Here is a 17,584-nt window from a genome sequence, read left to right on the forward strand (position 1 = left end):
CATGGGACCACGGCGGCCATCCCCGTCCGCCAATGTAGCATCGTTACGAACCGGAGTCGTCAGGCATCCAGGCGCATCGGCAGCCCACGCTGCGCCATGTGCTCCTTGGCCTCACGAATCGTAAATTCCCCGAAATGGAAGATCGAGGCCGCCAGCACCGCGGTGGCGTGCCCGTCGCGGATACCGTCGACGAGATGGTCGAGATTGCCGACGCCGCCCGAGGCGATCACGGGAACGGGAACGCTGTCGGCGATCGCGCGGGTCAGCGGAATATCGAATCCCTGCCTTGTGCCGTCGCGGTCCATCGAGGTGAGCAGGATTTCACCGGCGCCGAGCGAAACCACCTCCTGCGCGTATTCGATCGCGTCGATGCCGGTCGAGTTGCGCCCGCCATGGGTGAAGATCTCCCAGCGGTCGCCGCCCGGACGCTTGATGCGCTTGGCATCGATCGCGACCACCACGCACTGCTCGCCGAATTTTTCAGCGGCTTCCTTGACGAATTCGCGCCGCGACACCGCGGCGCTGTTGATCGAGACCTTGTCGGCGCCGGCGCGCAGCAGCGTCTTGATGTCGTTGACCTCGCGCACGCCGCCGCCGACGGTGACAGGCATGAAGCAGGCTTCCGCCGTGCGCCGGACCACGTCCAGCATGATGCCGCGGTTCTCATGGGTCGCGGTGATGTCGAGGAAGGTGAGCTCGTCGGCGCCGGCGGCGTCATAGGCGATGGCGGCTTCGACGGGATCGCCGGCATCCCTGAGATCGACGAAGTTGACGCCCTTGACGACGCGGCCGTCCTTGACGTCGAGGCAGGGGATCACGCGCACCTTGAACATGGGTCAGCTCCTGCGCGCGTCGCGGATCAACGTGAGGGCGGCGGCGGGATCGAGCCGGCCGTCATAGAGCGCGCGGCCGGCGATCGCGCCGGCGAGCTTCTTCGCGCGCGGCGTCAGCATGGCTTTCACGTCCTCGATCGAGGCGAGGCCGCCGGAGGCGATCACGGGAATCGAGATGGCATCGGCCAGCGCGATGGTCGCCTCTAAGTTCAAGCCCTTGAGCAGGCCGTCTCGCGCGATGTCGGTGAAGATGATGGCGGCAACGCCCGCATCCTCGAAGCGCTTGGCGATCTCGAGCACCGTGACCTGCGAAGTCTCGGCCCAGCCTTCGACCGCAACCTTGCCGTCACGGGCGTCGAGCCCGACTGCGACGCAGCCGGGGAATGTCTTCGCGGCGGACTTCACCAGCTCGGGATCGCGCACCGCGGCGGTGCCGATGATGACGCGAGTGATGCCCTTGTCGAGCCAGGCTTCGACGGTCGCGAGATCGCGAATGCCGCCGCCGAGCTGCACCGGGATCTTGATCGTCTTCAGCATCGCCTCCACGGCGTCGGCATTCACCGGCTTGCCGGCGAAGGCACCGTCGAGGTCGACGACGTGGAGATATTCAAAGCCCTGCTCGGCAAAGCTCTGCGCCTGCGCAGCCGGATTGAGGTTGAACACGGTCGCGCGCGCCATGTCGCCTTGCTCGAGGCGCACGCACTGGCCGTTCTTGAGGTCGATCGCGGGAAAGAGAATCACGGTTTCCATCGCAAGAAGTTCGAGATCAGGGCCAGCCCGAAGCGCTGGCTCTTCTCGGGGTGAAACTGCGTGCCGATGGCGGTGTCCTTGCCGACGATCGCGGTGACGGGCCCGCCGTAATCGGCGCGCGCAAGCACGTCCGCCTCGCTGGCGGCGTTGAGATGATAGGAGTGCACGAAATAAGCGTGCTGGCCCTTGGGACCGAGCGGCAGCTTGTTCAACACCGGATGCTCCTGCAGCAGGTCCAGCGTATTCCAGCCCATGTGCGGGATCTTCAGGCTTTCATCGCGCGGCGTGATCTTCTCGACGTCGCCGCCGATCCAGTTCAGCCCTTCGGTGACGACATGCTCCTTGCCGCGGCTCGCCATCAGCTGCATGCCGACGCAGATGCCGAAGAACGGCCGCGCCTTGACGCGCACCGCTTCGGTGATGGCCTCGACCATGCCGTTGACGGCATCGAGCCCGCGCCGGCAATCGGCGAAGGCACCGACGCCGGGCAGCACCAGGCGGTCAGCCTCGTAAGCCTGGTCCGGATCGCTGGTAACAAAGACCTTTTGCGGGCTCTCCAGGCTGCGCGCGGCGCGCTCGAAGGCTTTCGCGGCTGAATGCAGATTGCCGGAACCGTAATCGATGATGGCGACGCTCATCTTGACCCTCCCGGTTCTGGAAACAACCCAATGATGCCGCCGGCCGGAATCGGCGGCGGGTTCGAGAATGGCTGACCCGGCACATTGCGGGTCGGCGGCGGGCCGCCGCGATCGACGGCCCATTGATCGCCAGCGCTGCCGTTCTGCTTCTGGCTCCAGCGTTCGAAGAAGCGGCGCTCCGCAGTGTCGCTGTCATCAGCGACGACGATATCCAGCTGCCGCCACTTTCCGCGCGACAAGGTCCAGCGGCGCAGGCTCGAGGCTTCGAGGCCCATCAGCACCGCGACGATGCAATCGGCGAAGAAGATCGAGGAGCGCCCGACGCCGAGGCTCGACAGCCCCGCGTTGAACGCGGCCAGGAAGATCAGATAGCCGATCAGCGCCAGCCACAGCCGATTCCACAACAGCCAGAACGGACCGAAGATCATCGCCCAGAAATGAAAGCCGTCGCGCACGAACACGAACTTGTCGGTCGCGCGCGGGTCGGCTCCTGCGGGTGAGGGAGCGTGAACTGTGTAGACAGGCATGGTGATGCCCCGTTCTCGAAATTCAGTGATGCCGCCAGCAGCGTTCGCCGCAAGACGGAAGATGTCAGCCGCCGAGCGAGCCCTTGGTGGACGGGATTTCGCCCGCCGCCTTCGGATCGATCGCCACGGCCGTGCGCAGCGCCCGCGCCAGACCCTTGAAGCAGGACTCGGCGATATGATGGCTGTTATCGCCATATAGGGTCTCGACGTGGAGAGTCACGCCGGCGTTGATGGCAAAAGCCTGGAACCACTCGCGCACCAGCTCGGTGTCGAACTCGCCGATCTTGTGCCGGGGGAAGTCGGCCTTGAACACCAGGAACGGGCGGCCCGAGATGTCGATCACCACGCGCGTCAGCGTCTCGTCCATGGGCATGTGCACGCCGGCATAGCGGGTGATACCCGCCATGTTGCCGAGCGCCTGCTTGACCGCCTGGCCAAGCGCGATGCCGGTGTCTTCGGTGGTATGGTGATAATCAATGTGCAGATCGCCCACCGCCTTGACCGTGAGGTCGATGCGGGAATGGCGGGCGAGAAGATCGAGCATATGGTCGAAAAAGCCGATGCCGGTCGCGATATTGGCCACGCCGGTGCCATCGAGGTTCACGGAGACCTCGATGTCGGTTTCCTTGGTCTTGCGCTTGATCGTCGCGGTGCGCATTGAAAGCTGGCTTTCATCCTAGCTAGGGAGCCGAAAACGCCAGTCTCTTAACAGCCAAATGACACCTTCGCTACTGCGGGAAGGGCCGGCCGGACCTCTACTTCTGCCTATGGTGAGCGAAATTCGGCCCGGAACGGCCCGTTGTGCCCTTGGTCTCGACCGCCTAAATCAGGCCGGACAGTGAGGTATTCATGCAGGACTCCCAGAACAGCTCGCCGGGCTGGCACGGCACCACGATTCTAACGGTCCGCAAGGGCGGCAAGGTGGTGGTCGGCGGCGACGGCCAGGTCTCGATCGGCCAGACCGTGATCAAGTCCAATGCCAAGAAGGTCCGCAAGCTCGGCAAGGGCGACGTCATCGGCGGCTTTGCCGGCGCCACGGCTGACGCCTTCACGCTATTCGAGCGGCTCGAATCCAAGCTCGAGCAATATCCGGGGCAGCTGACCCGGGCGGCGGTGGAGCTCGCCAAGGACTGGCGCACCGACCGCTATCTTCGGCGGCTGGAGGCCATGATGATCGTGGCTGACAGGGACGTCTCCCTCGTGCTGACAGGCACCGGCGACGTGCTCGAACCCGAGGCCGGCGTGATGGCGATCGGCTCCGGCGGCAATTACGCGCTGGCGGCAGCCCGGGCCCTGCTCGACACCGACAAGGACGCCGAGACCATCGTCCGCCGCTCCCTGGACATCGCCGCGGACATCTGCGTCTACACCAACCGGAATCTGACGATCGAGAGCCTGGCTACGGGGTAGGGCGGAGGGGTCATTTGTCCGAGTGCCTCTCCGCACGGTCGGTGCAACCTCTCCCGCTTGCGGGGGAGGTCGGCGCGAAGCGCCGGGTGGGGGCTCTTCCCTCTGGGGGATTGTCCCATTGCGGAAACACCCTCTCCCCAACCCTCTCCCGCAAGCGGGAGAGGGAGAGCAGCACCGCTGTGGACGCTAGATGACGCAAAGCTACGCCTTCCGTCCCATGACCGCGGCCGACATGCCGCTGATCCGGCGCTGGCTCGCCGCACCGCATGTTGCCGAATGGTGGCATGATCCGGAGACGCTTGAATTCGTCGGCGGCGACCTCGATCATCCCGACCTGGCGCAGTTCATCGTCAGCCTTGACGGCCGGCCTTTCGCCTACCTGCAGTGCTACCGGCTCGGCGATTGGCATATCAGCTTCGGCCCGCAGCCCGTGGGCACTCGCGGCCTCGATCAGTTCATCGGCGAGGCCGACATGCTCGGATGCGGCCACGGCTCCGCTTTCATCCGCGCCTTCATCGACCAGCTCTTCGCGCGCGGTGTGCCGCGCATCGTGATAGACCCGAGTCCTTCCAATGCGCGCGCGATTCGTGCCTATGAGAAAGCTGGCTTCGTGCCGCAGCACGAGATCGTCACGCCCGATGGTCCCGCACTCCTGATGATCCGAGACCCATGACGCTCGCCGCAAGCCCCGCCGCCAAGACCACATTCCCGCCGCTCGCCTGGGCCGGCATCGCGCTGTTGCTGCTGGCGCTGCAGGCCGCGATCCTGCTGGCGATGGGGCGGGTGCCGATCTGCGCCTGCGGCACCATCAAGCTGTGGCACGGCGTGGTGAACAGCTCGGAGAATTCTCAGCAGATTGCAGACTGGTACACGTTCTCACACGTCCTGCACGGCTTCCTGTTCTACGGCCTGACCTGGCTGCTGTTCGCGCGGTTTCCCTTGCTGTCTCTCTCCTGGCCCGCACGGCTGATCATCGCCATCCTGATCGAAGGCGCCTGGGAGATCGTCGAGAACTCGCCCTTCATCATCGAGCGCTACCGCGCCGGCACGATCTCGCTGGATTATTACGGCGACAGCATCCTCAATTCGGTCTCGGACAATCTGGCCATGATCTTGGGGTTCCTGGCCGCTCGCGCGCTGCCTGTCACCGCGACCGTGCTGCTGGGCATCTCCTTCGAGATCGTGCTGGCGCTCCACATTCGCGACAATCTGACGCTCAATATCCTGATGCTGATCCATCCGATCGATGCCGTGAAGCAGTGGCAATCCGGCCCGCCGATCATCTGACCCAAAATGCGGCTTGTCCTTGGCCGTCTCTCGCCCTAGCTAATCAGACATGACAGACTTCTCCCCCCGCGAAATCGTTTCCGAACTCGACCGTTTCATCGTCGGCCAGGGCGACGCCAAGCGCGCCGTCTCGATCGCGCTGCGCAACCGCTGGCGCCGGCAGCAGCTCACCGGCTCCTTGCGCGAGGAGGTGCTGCCGAAGAACATCCTGATGATCGGCCCCACCGGCGTCGGCAAGACGGAAATCGCGCGGCGACTCGCCAAGCTCGCGAATGCGCCGTTCCTGAAGGTCGAAGCGACCAAGTTCACCGAGGTCGGCTATGTCGGCCGCGACGTCGAGCAGATCATCCGCGATCTCGTCGAGGTCGCAATCGCGCAGGTGCGCGAGCGAAAGCGCAAGGACGTGCAGGCGCGCGCCCAGCTTGCCGCCGAGGAGCGCGTGCTGGATGCGCTGGTCGGCGCCAATGCGAGCTCGGCGACACGGGAATCCTTCCGCAAGAAACTGCGCGCCGGCGAACTGAACGACAAGGAAATCGAGATCGAGACGCAGTCGTCGGGCGGCGGCATGCCGATGTTCGAGATCCCGGGCATGCCGGGGGCGCAGATGGGCGCGATCTCGCTCGGCGACATCTTTGGCAAGCTCGGCGGCCGCAGCAAGACGCGCCGGCTGACGGTAGAGAGCTCGCACGAGATCCTCGTCAACGAGGAATCCGACAAGCTCTTGGACACCGAGCAGCTGACGCTGGAGGCGATCAGCGCGGTCGAGAACAACGGCATCGTGTTCCTCGACGAGATCGACAAGATCTGCGCTCGCGACGGCCGGGTCGGCGGCGACGTCTCGCGCGAGGGCGTGCAGCGCGATCTCTTGCCGCTGATCGAAGGCACCACGGTCTCGACCAAGCACGGCGCTGTCAAGACCGACCACATCCTCTTCATCGCCTCCGGCGCCTTCCATGTCGCCAAGCCGTCCGACCTCTTGCCGGAATTGCAGGGCCGCCTGCCGATCCGGGTCGAATTGCAGGCTCTGACCCGTGACGACATGCGCCGCATCCTGACCGAGCCCGAGGCCTCGCTGATCAAGCAATATGTCGCCCTGATGCAGACCGAAGGCGTGACGCTCGACATCACCGACAGCGCCATCGATGCGCTGGCCGACATTGCGGTTGCCGTCAATTCAACGGTCGAGAACATCGGCGCCCGACGGCTGCAGACGGTGATGGAGCGGGTGCTGGACGAGATCTCCTTCACCGCCCCCGACCGCAACGGCGAGACGGTCCGGCTCGATGCGGATTACGTGCAAAAGCACATCGGCGACCTCGCCAAGAATGCGGATCTGAGCCGCTTCATTTTGTGATTCGGAGCGGTCACGCTATTGATGCGGCGTGACCGTACGCATCCTGCAAAATCCCTGGCGGCTCCTGCTCGCGATCAACGCGGCGGTCATCGTCGGCGTGCTCATTCACAAGATCCAGCTGCCGCCTTACGTCCCGTACATCCATCTCCTGGTCGACTATCATTTCGGCTTCATCAAGCGCGCACTGATCGGGGCAATCGTCGCGCTGTTCACCGACAAGGTGCCGGTGTGGCTGGTGTTCGCGCTCGGCGGGGCGACGTGGCTGGCAACGCTGGGCCTCTATGCCAGGCTGTTCCAGAACACGTTCGGCTTCTCCGCGAAAACGCTGCCGCTGTTCGTCTTCACCGCGGGCTCGCCGTTCTTCCTGAAGAACTTCATGCACACGCTTGGCCATTTCGACATCTATGGCTGCGCGCTGGCGATCATCCTGCTGCTGATGCCGGCGGGCTCGCTGGTCTTCGTGGCGACGGCTGCGCTGTTCTCGATCGTTCTCGTGCTGATCCATCACATTCATCTCTTGATGTACGTGCCGACGATCATCACCATCGTCGTGATCCGGCATTACCTTGCTTACGGTTGTGACCGCAGCAATGTTGTCTTCGGCGGGGTCGCTCTCGCCATTGTCTCCGCGCTGTTCTTCGCCGCGCAGTTTCTGGGAACGATGCCGGTCCCCGAAGCGGACTTCGTCGCCTATCTCAAAAGCCGGATGGCCGATCCTGCGCGCATCGACCTCTTGCAATTCGCCTACATCTGGTACCAGCCGCTGGCGAAGGAGGTTGCCGACACCTGGGGCCGCCTGCCGCACAACATCCTCGGCGTGCCCGTGTTCGCAGCTCTGATCTGGCTGCACGCGCCGCTGTGGCGCTTCTTTGCCAGCCTGATCGGCGCGCTCGCCAGCGATCTGCACAAGCGGCTCGTCATCGCAGCACTGGTCGGCATCAGTGTCGCCTATCTCGTGATGTTCGCGATGGTGTTCGACTATTCACGCTGGATCTCGAACTGGGCGGTCTGCATGTTCCTGATCCTTCACGCGGTGAACATGCTGCCGGCCAAGCAGGAAGCTGCGCTGATTCCGGCGGAGGATCGCAAGACCAACATTTTCGGTTTGATCCTCACGCTGATCCCACGCGTCGGAATCATCCGACCGTTTTAGAGGTAGACCCAGCCTCAGAAAAGGTGAGCTCCCTCACCCGCTTGCGGGCAGGGCTATCGCATTTGAGATTTTCCCTGCGGCCATCCTTCGAGACGCCCGCTTGAGGCGGGCTCCTCAGGATGAGGTCGGAGTGCGCGGTGGCAGTTTCAACGGGCACTGACGCCGATTAGCCTCATCCTGAGGAGGCGCGTCAGCGCCGTCTCGAAGGACGAGGCGTGCGCGCAGACCGCCGCCACAAGTCATATGCGATTGCCCTGCGCTTGCGGGGGAGGGTTGGGGAGAGGGTGTCTCCACAGAGGGATTCCCCAAGAGGAGAGAGCCCTCACCCGCCGCGCTTCGCGCGTCGGCCTCTCCCGCAAGCGGGAGAGGCAAGGGAAGCCGCATGCGCCGAGACTGCTACCCTCTCGCCCGCCTGATCCGCACATACAGCGCCCCCTCGCCGCCATGGCCGATCGCGGCTTCCTCGAAGCCGACCACGAAGGCGCGGAATTCCGGCAGGCTGAGCCATTCCGGCACTTGGCGGCGGAGCACGCCGCTTTCGCCGCCACTGCGTCCCTTGCCGGTGATGACGAGCACGAAGGTGAGGCCGTCCTGATGGGCGCGGTGCAGGAAGCCGGCCAGCGCGCGATGGGCGCGCATCTGGGTCATGCCGTGCAGATCGAGCCGTGCCTCGATCTCGCTGCGGCCGCGCGACAGCTTGGTTCGCTCGCGCTTGCCGAGCGGCGCTAGCGGCGGAATCGACGGCTTTGCAGCGCGCGGCGCCGGTGCAGCGGCAACCGGCCTTGACGGTGGCGAAGTCCTCGTCACCTGGGACCCGGGCGAAGATTCGGCGCGCGGGGTAGCATGCGCCTTGGCCGCGCGATGCTTCCGCAGCGGCTTGACATGCTTTGCGACGAGATCCCACAGCTCGCGCTCCTCCTCGCTCAGCGCGCGACGGCGCGGCGAGGGGCGAGGCTCCAGCACGGGCGGACGGGACGGCCGTTTCATTGCGGGCGATGAGGACGATTCTTTGCCGGACGGCGCGGCTCAGGGGCAGGCTCGATCGCGGGACGCGGCACCGGCAGCGGAACCGGGCCGGCGACGGCGACTGTTTCGGTCTTGCCTTGCGCCGCCGCGGCGACGGGCGTGCCGGTCTTTGCCGGATCGGTCTGCGGAAACAGCTTTGCGATCTTCTCGGCGGGCCTTGGGTCCGGGATTGGCAGCTTCGCGGCGCGCGGGGCGGGATCGAGGCTCTTCGGCACCAGCATCACGAATTGCATGGGGTGGCGCAGCCGGCCGGAGACACGGCCGGCATCCGCGCCGGCGCCGAAAAACAGATCGGCCCGTGCTGGCCCGATGATGGCAGAGCCGGTGTCCTGCGCGATCATCAGCCGGCGGAACGGCGTCTTGGCGCGTTCTGACTCGATCGGAAGCTCGCCCTCGATGAAGAACGGCGTGCCGTAGACATGCAGCGATTTGTCGACGGCGATGGAGCGCCCCGCGGTCAAGGGAATGCCTTGCGCGCCGACTGCCTCCTCCTTGTCGGAGAGATTGACCTCGCGGAAGAAGATGTAGGCGCGGTTCGCGCGGCGCAGCTCCTTGGCGCCGTCGGGGTTCTGCGCCATCCACTCCCTGATCTTCTGCATCGACATCTCCTCTCTCGGGATGATGCCGCGCTCGATCAGGATGCGACCGACCGCCGTGTAGGGATAGCCGTTATAGGCGTCGTAATTGAGTCGAACCGAGCTGCCGTCGTCGAACTTGATGCGGGCCGAGCCCTGGATCTGCGCGAACAACAGATCGGTCGGATCCTTCAGCCAGGCGATCTCGAGCCCCCGGCCGGCGATCTTGCCGTCCTCGATCTCGCCGCGGTCGTAATAGGGCACCAGCTTGCGGCGGCCGATCTTGCGATAGACCGGGCCCTTGTTGGGCAGGCTGAGCGCATCCTGCTTGTAGCCGCGCACAAACAAGTTCGAGGGACGGCGATAGACCGGCACGTTGTAGACATCGGACTGCGTGCGCGCCCCCTCCAGCACCGGCTCGTAATAGCCGGTGACGAAGCCTTCGGGCTCGCCGAGCCGCGAGATCCGCAGCGGCGTGAAATTCTCCTCGAAGAAGGTCTTCGCTTTGCCGTCGTCGGCGAGATCGAGCGTTTTAGCGACGCGGCAGGGCTCACCCAGCGATGTGCCCAAAGCTTTGGGCTCGGCCTTGGCTTCGCCGTTCTGCGCATTGATCGGCTTGCAGCTGGCGCGAAAGGTCTTGTACGCGGCGAGATGATTGTCGTCGCCCCACCCCTTCACGTCCGCCCAGGCCAGCGGCAGATATTGCGCGCCGGGAATTTCGAAGGGCAGGGTGAGCTGCGGATAGGGCAAGGCTCGTGGCGGAGCGGCAGGCGTTCGCGGCAGATGGTGGTGGTGGCTGCGATGGTGACGCCGCGCCGCCTCGGCGCCGAGCGAAAACGACGACAGCGCGACGGCAGCTGCGCAAAGCGCCGTCGCGCCGTTCTTCAGGAAGATCTTAATTCGCGCTTCCGGTGCCAACCAGCTTCCAGTTCGGATCGCGAGAGGAGGTGTCGCGGGCGAAAGTCCAGATATCGGTGATATCGGCGACCGTGTCGGCGCTGCCGTCGACGATGTTGCCGGCCTTGTCGCGGGTGGCCGAGATCATCTGCGAGACGAAGCGCACGGTGAGCTGCGCACTGCGATCGCGCAACTCGGCGCCGACGAGCTCGGCCTTGTCGATCGACACGAAGCGCGTCTCGGTCTTCTGCTCGTTCTTCTCGCGTTCCTTGATCGCAGCGTCGAAGCTTTCATAGACGTCCGACGACAACAGATCGCGCAGCGCGCGGCGGTCGCCATTGGCGAAGGCCAGCACGATCATCTCGTAGGCGCCGCGCGCGCCCGAGAGGAAATGGCGCGGGTCGAAGCTGGAATCCTTCTCGACGATGGCATCGAGACCCTGCGCCAGCGGCGTGCCCGGCTCGGTCAGCCCCTTCCAGCGATCGGACGGCGCGGTCGGCTCGGCCGTCGGCGCCAGCGGGGCCTGGTCGATCACCTTGCCCGGCATGGTCACGACGTTGTTGTCCTGGGCGCCTCCGAGCGCGTTGCGGGCGGCGGTGCGATCGAACGGCGGCCGCTCGTTGCCGGTGCGCTGCCCCAGCACGCTACGCAGCCGCAAGAAGATGAAGACGGCCAGCGCCAGGAATATGATGGTGTAGATGTCCACGTCGTATTCGCTTTCTGGTCTTTGCAGGGCTCGTTGCCGGGAAAATCAATCCGGCCAGTAGACCGTTCCTTACATAAACGGCAAGTCTACATCACCATTTTGGGTCCACGTCAGGTCCGTGGGATGTAGGCACGAAATCTGGCCCGGCCAATGGCGCCTTTTGGCACAGCGTCAAGTGTAGCGCGTTTTATGCTTAAGGGGAAACCCGATCCTGCCCGGAAATGGCGCATCTTCAATCGTTTAAGGCGAAATTTCGCGGAAAAGGCAGGAGGAACGTCAAAGCCGCGATTGCGGCCCGAATTCCCGGTCCGGGACCGTTCGTCCTTGTGGAACGAGCCGGCCCTATGTTAGCCAACCGCCGCGAAATTCAGCCCCCAATCGGGTAAGGAGACACTTTCATGACCAACGGTAACGGTACCCCTCCCGAGGCGGCCCAGGCTCCCCAGCTCAACGTGCTGGCGCAATACACCAAGGACCTCTCGTTCGAAAATCCCAACGCGCCGAGCTCGCTGCAGCCGCAGAGCCAGCCGCCGCAGATCAACATCCAGATCAACGTCAACGCCAACAATCTCAGTGAACAGGAATTCGAGGTGACGTTGTCGGTCGAGGGCAAAGCCGAGACCGCCGGTAAAGTGATGTTCTCGTTCGAGCTCGCCTATGCCGGCGTGTTCCGGATCGTCAACGTGCCCAAGGAGAACCTGCACCCGCTGGTCATGATCGAGTGCCCGCGCCTGTTGTTCCCGTTCGCACGCGAGATCATTGCGACGGCGGTGCGCGATGGCGGGTTCCCGCCGCTGATGCTGGATCCGGTCGACTTCGTCGGTCTCTACCGCCAGAACATGGAGCGGCAAATGGCCGCTCAGGGCGGACAGGCCGGTCAGGCCTGAGCCGCCGCCAGCGCGACTGGAGCGGGCAGGTACTCGTTCCAGATCGCCTTGTCGCCGAGCGTTGCGATGAAGGCCCGATGAGCCTCGCGCTCGGCTTCGGAAATCCGCGGCGCGAGCGGCACCGGGCGTTGCCGCCGCGGCGCATCGCCGGCGCTATTGACCCTGATCTCCTCGGCGTCCGAGGCCAGCAGCAGCTGCGACTGCCGCGCTCCGACCAGATCGACATAGACCTCGGCGAGCAGCTCGGCGTCCAGCAGCGCGCCGTGCTTGGTACGGTGTGAATTGTCGATCGAATAGCGCGAGCAGAGATCGTCGAGCCGGTTGGACACGCCGGGATGCTTGCGACGCGCCAGCAGCAGCGTATCGACCAGGCGCTCGCGCGGGATCGCGGTGCGCTTGATGCGGTCGAGCTCGGCATTGATGAAGCCGATGTCGAACGAGGCGTTGTGGATCACCAGCGGGGCGTCGCCGATGAACGCCAGAAAATCGTCGGCGACCTCGTGAAACAACGGCTTGGTCGCCAGGAATTCGGACGACAATCCGTGTACCGCAAACGCTTCCGCCGGCATGTCCCGCTCGGGGTTGATGTAGACGTGATACGTCTGTCCGGTCGGCATGCGGTTGAAGATCTCGACGCAGCCGATCTCGACCAACCGATCGCCGCGCAGCGGATCGAGGCCGGTGGTTTCGGTGTCGAGGACGATTTCGCGCATGTCTCTTGGAAGCCGTGTGAGGCGGCGAATCAGGTCCGCCGCTGCGGCATCTTAACGACCTCGGCCAGGATGTGCGCGATTTGGGCCCGCACGGGGTCAAGTCCGTGTGAGGTATCCACCACGAAATCGGCCCGCTTGCGCTTCTCGGCATCCGGCATCTGCTTGGCGATGATGGCATCGAGCTTGGCCTCGTCCATCGTGCCGCGCGCCAGCACCCGCTGGCGCTGCAGCTCGGGCGAGGTCGAGACCACGACCACGGCATCGACCCGCTTCTCGCCGCCGGTCTCGAACAGCAGCGGGATGTCCAGCACCACGACCGGCGCCTTGGCGGCCTCGGCGTCGGCAAAGAATTTCTGCCGGGACGCGCCGAGCATGGGATGAACGATCTGCTCGAGCTGCTTGATCGCGGCGGGATCGTGCACGACACGCGCCGACAGCTTTTGCCGGTCGACCTTGCCATTCGCGGTGGTGCCGGGGAAAGCGGCCTCGATCGCGGGGGCGGCCTCGCCCTCATAGAGCTGATGCACTGCGGCATCGGCGTCGTAGACGGGGACGCCGGCCTCCGCGAACAATTTCGCGGTGGTGGATTTGCCCATCCCGATCGAGCCGGTCAGTCCGAGAATTCGCATCAGCACCCAGCCTTCTCTCGCATCTACACCGCAATTAGCTGCTCGCTGCGCAGATACGCAAGCAGCGGCAGCAGCGGCAGGCCGAGAATGGTGAAATGGTCGCCCTCGATGCGCTCGAACAGATGGATGCCGAGGCCCTCGAGCTGATAGGCGCCGACGCTTCTGGTCACAGCGTCGCCCGCGGCGTCGAGATAGGCCGAAAGATCGGCTTCGCTCATTCCCCGCATGGTCATGCGCGCCACGGAAACGTCCTCGAAGAGAATCCTGCCATCCTGCGCCACGGCGACGGCGGAATTCAGCTCGTGCGTCCGACCGGCGAGATCGCGCAATTGCGCCAGCGCCTGGGCGCGGCCTGCCGGCTTGTTGAAGAGACGGCTCCCGAGCGCCAGCGTCTGGTCGGCGCCGATCACATAATGTCCGGGATAACAGGCAGAAACAGCCTTGGCCTTTTCGCGGGCCAGCAGCAGGGCGATCTCGCGCGGGTTGGAGAGCTTTGACGCGGCCTGGATGCCACGCTCGTCGATATCAGCGGTGACAGCCTCGAATGCGAGCCCGGCATTGGCCAGCAGCATTTTGCGCGCGCTGCTTTGCGAGGCCAGGATCAACGGACTTTTGCCGCGCCACAGACTCATCGGCGACACTTACTCGGACGGCCGGTTGCGCTGACGATCGCTATACAGCTTCATGATCGCCGCCGCGGTTTCCTCGATGGAGCGGCGCGTGACGTCCAGCAGCGGCCAGTCATGCTTGGCGCTCAGCTTGCGCGCGAACGCGACCTCCTCCGTGACCGACTGCTTGTCGGTGTAGGTATCGCTACCGCTGCTGGACTCGGCGCCCATGGACAGCAGGCGGTTCTGCCGGATCTGAATCAGGCGTTCCGGCGTCGCGTGCAGGCTGACCACCAGCGGCCGCGTCAGCGTCTCCAATTGCGGGGGCACCGGAATGCCCGGCACCAGCGGCACGTTGGCGGTGCGAATGCCGCGATTGGCGAGATAGATCGATGTCGGCGTCTTCGATGTCCGGGACACCCCGACCAGTACCACGTCGGCCTCGTCGAGACCTTCGACATGCTGACCGTCGTCATGGATCATCGTGTAGTTCAAGGCATCGATGCGCTTGAAATATTCCGCGTTGAGCACGTGCTGGGCGCCGACACGGCCGGTGGTCGCTGCTCCCAGATAGGCCTCGAACAGCTGCATCACCGGTCCGATGATCGACAGGCTCGGAACATTGATCTGCTTGCACTTATCCTCGAGTCTGGCGACCAGATCCTTCTCGAGCAGCGTGAACAGCACGATCCCTGGCGCTTCCTCGATCTCATCAAGCACGCGGTCGAGCTGCTTCTGGCTGCGCACCAGCGGATAGACGTGCTCGACCGGCGTCACGTTGGCGTATTGGGCCGCGACCGCGCGCGCCACGGTGATGAGCGTCTCACCCGTGGAGTCCGAGACCAGGTGGAGATGGAAATAATTGTTCGAGGTCGGCACAAAAACCCTTTGAATTTCGTTGGGGCGGTTTGTGGATTTCTGTGGAGCTTAACCTCTCGGAAAGGGATGTGCGACACCAGGGGCGGGACAAGGCGTGATTTTCTTCACACCGCTGCCGGTCAGGACAAATCCGACGCCCCGCCGAGAGGGAAGCGGGATTGCGCGGACAAGTCCCTTGATAAGCTGCCGATACAATCGCGCAAGCCTTTGAAGCCGGCTGACTTATCGGAAGTCGACAAAGGCTGTCCGGAATATGTGGATGGATGTGAACAAGCGCGCGTGAACGCGCGGACGGAATTGCGTGAGTCCAATCCACGGTCACATAGACTCAAACCTTAAGAATCTAAGATTCTAGATTTGAGGAAGGCGCTACAGAGGGATATGTGTGCGGGGTAAGACCTTAACGGGTTCTTACTATCCCCAGCGTTCCCCGCGCTGGGCAGCAAGCCGGACCCCCGAAAATGTTCGAAGACGTCTATCTCTGGATCAAGGCGCTGCACGTGATCGCCGTCATCTCCTGGATGGCCGGCATGCTCTACCTGCCGCGGCTGTTCGTCTATCACTGCGAGGCCGAAATCGGCTCGAAGCAGTCGGAGACGTTCAAGGTGATGGAACGCCGGCTGCTCAAGGCGATCATCAACCCCGCGATGATGGCCACCTGGCTCGCCGGGCTCTATCTCGCCTGGTCCGGGCATTGGTTCTCGTTCGGCTGGCTGCACGTCAAACTGGCACTGGTCCTCGTGCTCTCGGCGGTCCACGGCTATTTTTCACGCTGGGTCAAGGATTTCGCCGCCGATCGCCGCCCGCGAAGCCAGAAATTCTATCGGATTATCAACGAGGTGCCGACCGTCCTGATGATTTTCATCGTTATCATGGTGATCGTGAAGCCGTTCTAGGCAAACTGCGCGACGATTCGCTCAGCGCTTCGGCTTGCGGAGCGCTAGGCGATTTTCTATATTATCGATATCCCACCCAACGCAGGCGGATGTGGTTGTGTCCGAGCCTTCCAGAGGCCGGACCCCGCATCAGGATTGAAGCCTCACCGGCGTTCACCTTGCCAGACCTGCGGACCTTACCTGCACCTGCTCGCGTCCGCATTTCAGAGCCTCCTCGCACCCCCTCTTTTCAGGTTACCCCACAGGACCACCCCAATGCGGGAAATCAAACTCGAAGACCTCAAGTCCAAAACGCCGGCCGAGCTCGTCTCGTTCGCGGAGGAGAATGGGGTTGAGAATGCCAGCACCATGCGCAAGCAGGAGCTGCTGTTCGCCATCCTCAAGCAGCTGGCGCTCGCCGAGACCGATATTGTCGGCCAGGGCGTCGTTGAAGTTCTCTCCGACGGCTTCGGCTTTCTCCGCTCGCCTGACGCGAATTATCTGCCGGGTCCTGACGACATCTACGTGTCGCCCTCGCAGATCCGCCGTTTCGGCCTGCGCACCGGCGACACCATCGAAGGTCACATCCGCAGCCCGAAAGAGGGCGAGCGCTACTTCGCGCTGCTGAAGGTCAACACGCTCAATTTCGAGGATCCGGAAAAGGCCAAGCACAAGGTCAATTTCGACAACCTCACGCCGCTGTTTCCGAATCAGCGTTTCCGCATGGAGATCGACGATCCCACGCGGAAAGACCTGTCTGCACGCGTGATCGACATCGTCGCGCCCATCGGCAAGGGCCAGCGCGCCTTGATCGTGGCACCGCCGCGTACCGGTAAAACCGTGCTGATGCAGAACATCGCGCATTCGATCACGCACAATCACCCCGAATGCTATTTGATCGTGCTCTTGATCGACGAGCGTCCGGAAGAAGTCACGGACATGCAGCGCTCGGTGAAGGGCGAGGTCGTGTCCTCGACCTTCGACGAGCCGGCGGTGCGCCACGTCCAGGTCGCCGAGATGGTGATCGAGAAGGCAAAACGCCTGGTCGAGCACGGTCGCGACGTCGTGATCCTGCTCGATTCGATCACGCGCCTCGGCCGCGCCTACAACACCGTGGTGCCGTCATCCGGCAAGGTGCTGACCGGCGGTGTCGACGCCAACGCGCTGCAGCGTCCGAAGCGCTTCTTCGGCGCGGCCCGCAACATCGAAGAGGGCGGCTCGCTGACCATCATCGCGACCGCGCTGGTCGATACCGGCAGCCGCATGGACGAAGTCATCTTCGAAGAGTTCAAGGGCACCGGTAATTCGGAGCTGATCCTGGACCGCAAGGTCTCGGACAAGCGCACCTTCCCGGCGATCGATATCTCGCGCTCCGGCACCCGCAAGGAGGAGCTCATCACAGATCCGCAGGTGCTCAAGAAGATGTACGTGCTCCGCCGCATCCTCAATCCGATGGGGACGATGGACGCGATCGACTTCCTGCTCGACAAGCTGCGCTCGACCAAGAGCAATTCGGAGTTCTTCGACTCTATGAACACCTGAGTGCACTGCAACAAGGACTTCCGGGCGCCTTCGGGCGCCCTTTTTGTTGCGGTTTTGCTGCAGCGAAGGTGCAGCATGAGCGGCAGCCGGTGCTCGACCTAGGTTTCTCACTAACCTTTTGATATTGAAAAGTAATTCTTGAAATCCTAGTTGGCCTCCTCTTGCGATCAGGCCAACTGCAGCAGAATGCTGCGGTTATATTGCGGTGCAAAATCGATTTGCTGCAGAACCTGGTGCAGCAAATCCGGTTGCTCTCGATCGCGAGAAACGGACGTTTGCGTTTTCGGCCGCAGCC

General features: G+C 63.8%; 20 protein-coding genes. 8 read left to right on the forward strand and 12 right to left on the reverse strand.

The genetic code is table 11. The features are described from left to right. Positions 1–59: 59 nt before the first annotated feature. The 5 genes from hisF to hisB form a co-directional block, all read right to left on the reverse strand. Positions 60–833, reverse strand: a complete 774-nt coding sequence (gene hisF / locus I6F16_RS24820) for an imidazole glycerol phosphate synthase subunit HisF (protein ID WP_225113146.1) — start codon at positions 831–833, stop codon at positions 60–62. Positions 834–836: 3 nt separating this feature from the next. Next, complete coding sequence (gene hisA, locus I6F16_RS24825; RefSeq protein ID WP_225113147.1) at positions 837–1,574, reverse strand: 1-(5-phosphoribosyl)-5-[(5-phosphoribosylamino)methylideneamino]imidazole-4-carboxamide isomerase; 738 nt, start codon at positions 1,572–1,574, stop codon at positions 837–839. Beyond that, positions 1,571–2,221, reverse strand: coding sequence for an imidazole glycerol phosphate synthase subunit HisH (gene hisH / locus I6F16_RS24830; protein ID WP_036003163.1), 651 nt, complete (start codon positions 2,219–2,221; stop codon positions 1,571–1,573). The genes hisA and hisH overlap by 4 nt, the downstream gene beginning before the upstream one ends. Further along, on the reverse strand, positions 2,218–2,748 hold the full coding sequence (locus I6F16_RS24835; protein ID WP_109141959.1) for a DUF2628 domain-containing protein: 531 nt from the start codon (positions 2,746–2,748) through the stop codon (positions 2,218–2,220). The genes hisH and I6F16_RS24835 overlap by 4 nt, the downstream gene beginning before the upstream one ends. A gap of 64 nt (positions 2,749–2,812) precedes the next feature. Further along, positions 2,813–3,406 carry an imidazoleglycerol-phosphate dehydratase HisB gene (hisB, locus tag I6F16_RS24840; RefSeq protein WP_036044988.1) on the reverse strand — a complete coding sequence of 198 codons (594 nt, stop codon included), beginning with the start codon at positions 3,404–3,406 and terminating at the stop codon, positions 2,813–2,815. Between the two features lie 191 nt (positions 3,407–3,597). On the opposite strand from hisB, the gene hslV reads away from it, so the two are divergent. From hslV to I6F16_RS24865, 5 genes are all read left to right on the forward strand, one after another. Next, complete coding sequence (gene hslV / locus I6F16_RS24845) at positions 3,598–4,158, forward strand: ATP-dependent protease subunit HslV (protein WP_036003154.1); 561 nt, start codon at positions 3,598–3,600, stop codon at positions 4,156–4,158. Between the two features lie 190 nt (positions 4,159–4,348). Next, on the forward strand, positions 4,349–4,831 hold the full coding sequence (locus I6F16_RS24850) for a GNAT family N-acetyltransferase (protein ID WP_109141961.1): 483 nt from the start codon (positions 4,349–4,351) through the stop codon (positions 4,829–4,831). Then, positions 4,828–5,445: a DUF2585 domain-containing protein gene (locus I6F16_RS24855; protein ID WP_225144164.1), complete on the forward strand. Its 618-nt coding sequence runs from the start codon at positions 4,828–4,830 to the stop codon at positions 5,443–5,445. The genes I6F16_RS24850 and I6F16_RS24855 overlap by 4 nt, the downstream gene beginning before the upstream one ends. 49 nt (positions 5,446–5,494) lie before the next feature. Continuing rightward, a complete protein-coding gene (hslU, locus tag I6F16_RS24860) occupies positions 5,495–6,799 on the forward strand; it encodes an ATP-dependent protease ATPase subunit HslU (protein WP_036003145.1) in 1,305 nt (434 codons plus the stop codon). 28 nt (positions 6,800–6,827) lie between these two features. Beyond that, positions 6,828–7,952, forward strand: coding sequence for a hypothetical protein (locus tag I6F16_RS24865; RefSeq protein WP_225113149.1), 1,125 nt, complete (start codon positions 6,828–6,830; stop codon positions 7,950–7,952). 396 nt (positions 7,953–8,348) lie between these two features. On the opposite strand, the gene I6F16_RS24870 is transcribed toward I6F16_RS24865, so the two are convergent. Genes I6F16_RS24870 through I6F16_RS24880 form a run of 3 tightly spaced genes read right to left on the reverse strand, consistent with a single transcriptional unit; the run spans position 8,349 to position 11,156 of the window. After that, complete coding sequence (locus I6F16_RS24870) at positions 8,349–8,939, reverse strand: Smr/MutS family protein (protein WP_036003140.1); 591 nt, start codon at positions 8,937–8,939, stop codon at positions 8,349–8,351. Then, positions 8,936–10,471, reverse strand: a complete 1,536-nt coding sequence (locus I6F16_RS24875) for an MltA domain-containing protein (RefSeq protein WP_225113150.1) — start codon at positions 10,469–10,471, stop codon at positions 8,936–8,938. Before I6F16_RS24875 ends, I6F16_RS24870 begins: the two co-directional genes overlap by 4 nt. Further along, positions 10,449–11,156: a Tim44/TimA family putative adaptor protein gene (locus I6F16_RS24880; protein ID WP_036003134.1), complete on the reverse strand. Its 708-nt coding sequence runs from the start codon at positions 11,154–11,156 to the stop codon at positions 10,449–10,451. The genes I6F16_RS24875 and I6F16_RS24880 overlap by 23 nt, the downstream gene beginning before the upstream one ends. A gap of 398 nt (positions 11,157–11,554) precedes the next feature. On the opposite strand from I6F16_RS24880, the gene secB reads away from it, so the two are divergent. Continuing rightward, complete coding sequence (gene secB / locus I6F16_RS24885) at positions 11,555–12,043, forward strand: protein-export chaperone SecB (RefSeq protein ID WP_036003132.1); 489 nt, start codon at positions 11,555–11,557, stop codon at positions 12,041–12,043. Here the strand turns inward: secB and dnaQ are convergent. The 4 genes from dnaQ to I6F16_RS24905 are packed head-to-tail and all read right to left on the reverse strand — an operon-like array spanning position 12,034 to position 14,872. After that, on the reverse strand, positions 12,034–12,756 hold the full coding sequence (gene dnaQ, locus I6F16_RS24890) for a DNA polymerase III subunit epsilon (protein ID WP_109141966.1): 723 nt from the start codon (positions 12,754–12,756) through the stop codon (positions 12,034–12,036). The genes secB and dnaQ overlap by 10 nt on opposite strands. A 29-nt stretch (positions 12,757–12,785) precedes the next feature. Continuing rightward, complete coding sequence (coaE, locus tag I6F16_RS24895) at positions 12,786–13,385, reverse strand: dephospho-CoA kinase (RefSeq protein WP_109141967.1); 600 nt, start codon at positions 13,383–13,385, stop codon at positions 12,786–12,788. A gap of 23 nt (positions 13,386–13,408) precedes the next feature. Next, positions 13,409–14,017 carry a Maf family nucleotide pyrophosphatase gene (locus tag I6F16_RS24900; RefSeq protein WP_225174073.1) on the reverse strand — a complete coding sequence of 203 codons (609 nt, stop codon included), beginning with the start codon at positions 14,015–14,017 and terminating at the stop codon, positions 13,409–13,411. A gap of 9 nt (positions 14,018–14,026) precedes the next feature. Beyond that, positions 14,027–14,872: a pyruvate, water dikinase regulatory protein gene (locus I6F16_RS24905; protein ID WP_036003121.1), complete on the reverse strand. Its 846-nt coding sequence runs from the start codon at positions 14,870–14,872 to the stop codon at positions 14,027–14,029. Positions 14,873–15,333: 461 nt separating this feature from the next. Here I6F16_RS24905 and hemJ point away from each other — a divergent pair, with 461 nt between their 5' ends. Continuing rightward, positions 15,334–15,768 (forward strand): protoporphyrinogen oxidase HemJ, encoded by a 435-nt coding sequence (gene hemJ / locus I6F16_RS24910; RefSeq protein WP_225174074.1) that lies wholly within the window; start codon positions 15,334–15,336, stop codon positions 15,766–15,768. 255 nt (positions 15,769–16,023) lie between these two features. Next, positions 16,024–17,289: a transcription termination factor Rho gene (gene rho / locus I6F16_RS24915; protein ID WP_008133567.1), complete on the forward strand. Its 1,266-nt coding sequence runs from the start codon at positions 16,024–16,026 to the stop codon at positions 17,287–17,289. The last annotated feature ends 295 nt before the right edge of the window (positions 17,290–17,584 follow it).

It is taken from the genome of Bradyrhizobium sp. IC4060 (assembly GCF_020193715.1).
In the GTDB taxonomy this organism is placed as follows: Bacteria; Pseudomonadota; Alphaproteobacteria; order Rhizobiales; family Xanthobacteraceae; genus Bradyrhizobium; species Bradyrhizobium yuanmingense.

What these genes read in the sequence shown, in the direction of transcription:
- rho (WP_008133567.1), top strand. Translation starts at nt 16,024, where the DNA reads ATGCGGGAAATCAAACTCGAAGACCTCAAGTCCAAAACGCCGGCCGAG.
- I6F16_RS24870 (WP_036003140.1), bottom strand. Translation starts at nt 8,939, where the DNA reads ATGAAACGGCCGTCCCGTCCGCCCGTGCTGGAGCCTCGCCCCTCGCCG.
- secB (WP_036003132.1), top strand. Translation starts at nt 11,555, where the DNA reads ATGACCAACGGTAACGGTACCCCTCCCGAGGCGGCCCAGGCTCCCCAG.
- hisF (WP_225113146.1), bottom strand. Translation starts at nt 833, where the DNA reads ATGTTCAAGGTGCGCGTGATCCCCTGCCTCGACGTCAAGGACGGCCGC.
- I6F16_RS24835 (WP_109141959.1), bottom strand. Translation starts at nt 2,748, where the DNA reads ATGCCTGTCTACACAGTTCACGCTCCCTCACCCGCAGGAGCCGACCCG.
- hemJ (WP_225174074.1), top strand. Translation starts at nt 15,334, where the DNA reads ATGTTCGAAGACGTCTATCTCTGGATCAAGGCGCTGCACGTGATCGCC.
- I6F16_RS24855 (WP_225144164.1), top strand. Translation starts at nt 4,828, where the DNA reads ATGACGCTCGCCGCAAGCCCCGCCGCCAAGACCACATTCCCGCCGCTC.
- hisB (WP_036044988.1), bottom strand. Translation starts at nt 3,406, where the DNA reads ATGCGCACCGCGACGATCAAGCGCAAGACCAAGGAAACCGACATCGAG.
- I6F16_RS24850 (WP_109141961.1), top strand. Translation starts at nt 4,349, where the DNA reads ATGACGCAAAGCTACGCCTTCCGTCCCATGACCGCGGCCGACATGCCG.
- dnaQ (WP_109141966.1), bottom strand. Translation starts at nt 12,756, where the DNA reads ATGCGCGAAATCGTCCTCGACACCGAAACCACCGGCCTCGATCCGCTG.
- hisH (WP_036003163.1), bottom strand. Translation starts at nt 2,221, where the DNA reads ATGAGCGTCGCCATCATCGATTACGGTTCCGGCAATCTGCATTCAGCC.
- hslV (WP_036003154.1), top strand. Translation starts at nt 3,598, where the DNA reads ATGCAGGACTCCCAGAACAGCTCGCCGGGCTGGCACGGCACCACGATT.
- I6F16_RS24900 (WP_225174073.1), bottom strand. Translation starts at nt 14,017, where the DNA reads ATGAGTCTGTGGCGCGGCAAAAGTCCGTTGATCCTGGCCTCGCAAAGC.
- hslU (WP_036003145.1), top strand. Translation starts at nt 5,495, where the DNA reads ATGACAGACTTCTCCCCCCGCGAAATCGTTTCCGAACTCGACCGTTTC.
- coaE (WP_109141967.1), bottom strand. Translation starts at nt 13,385, where the DNA reads ATGCGAATTCTCGGACTGACCGGCTCGATCGGGATGGGCAAATCCACC.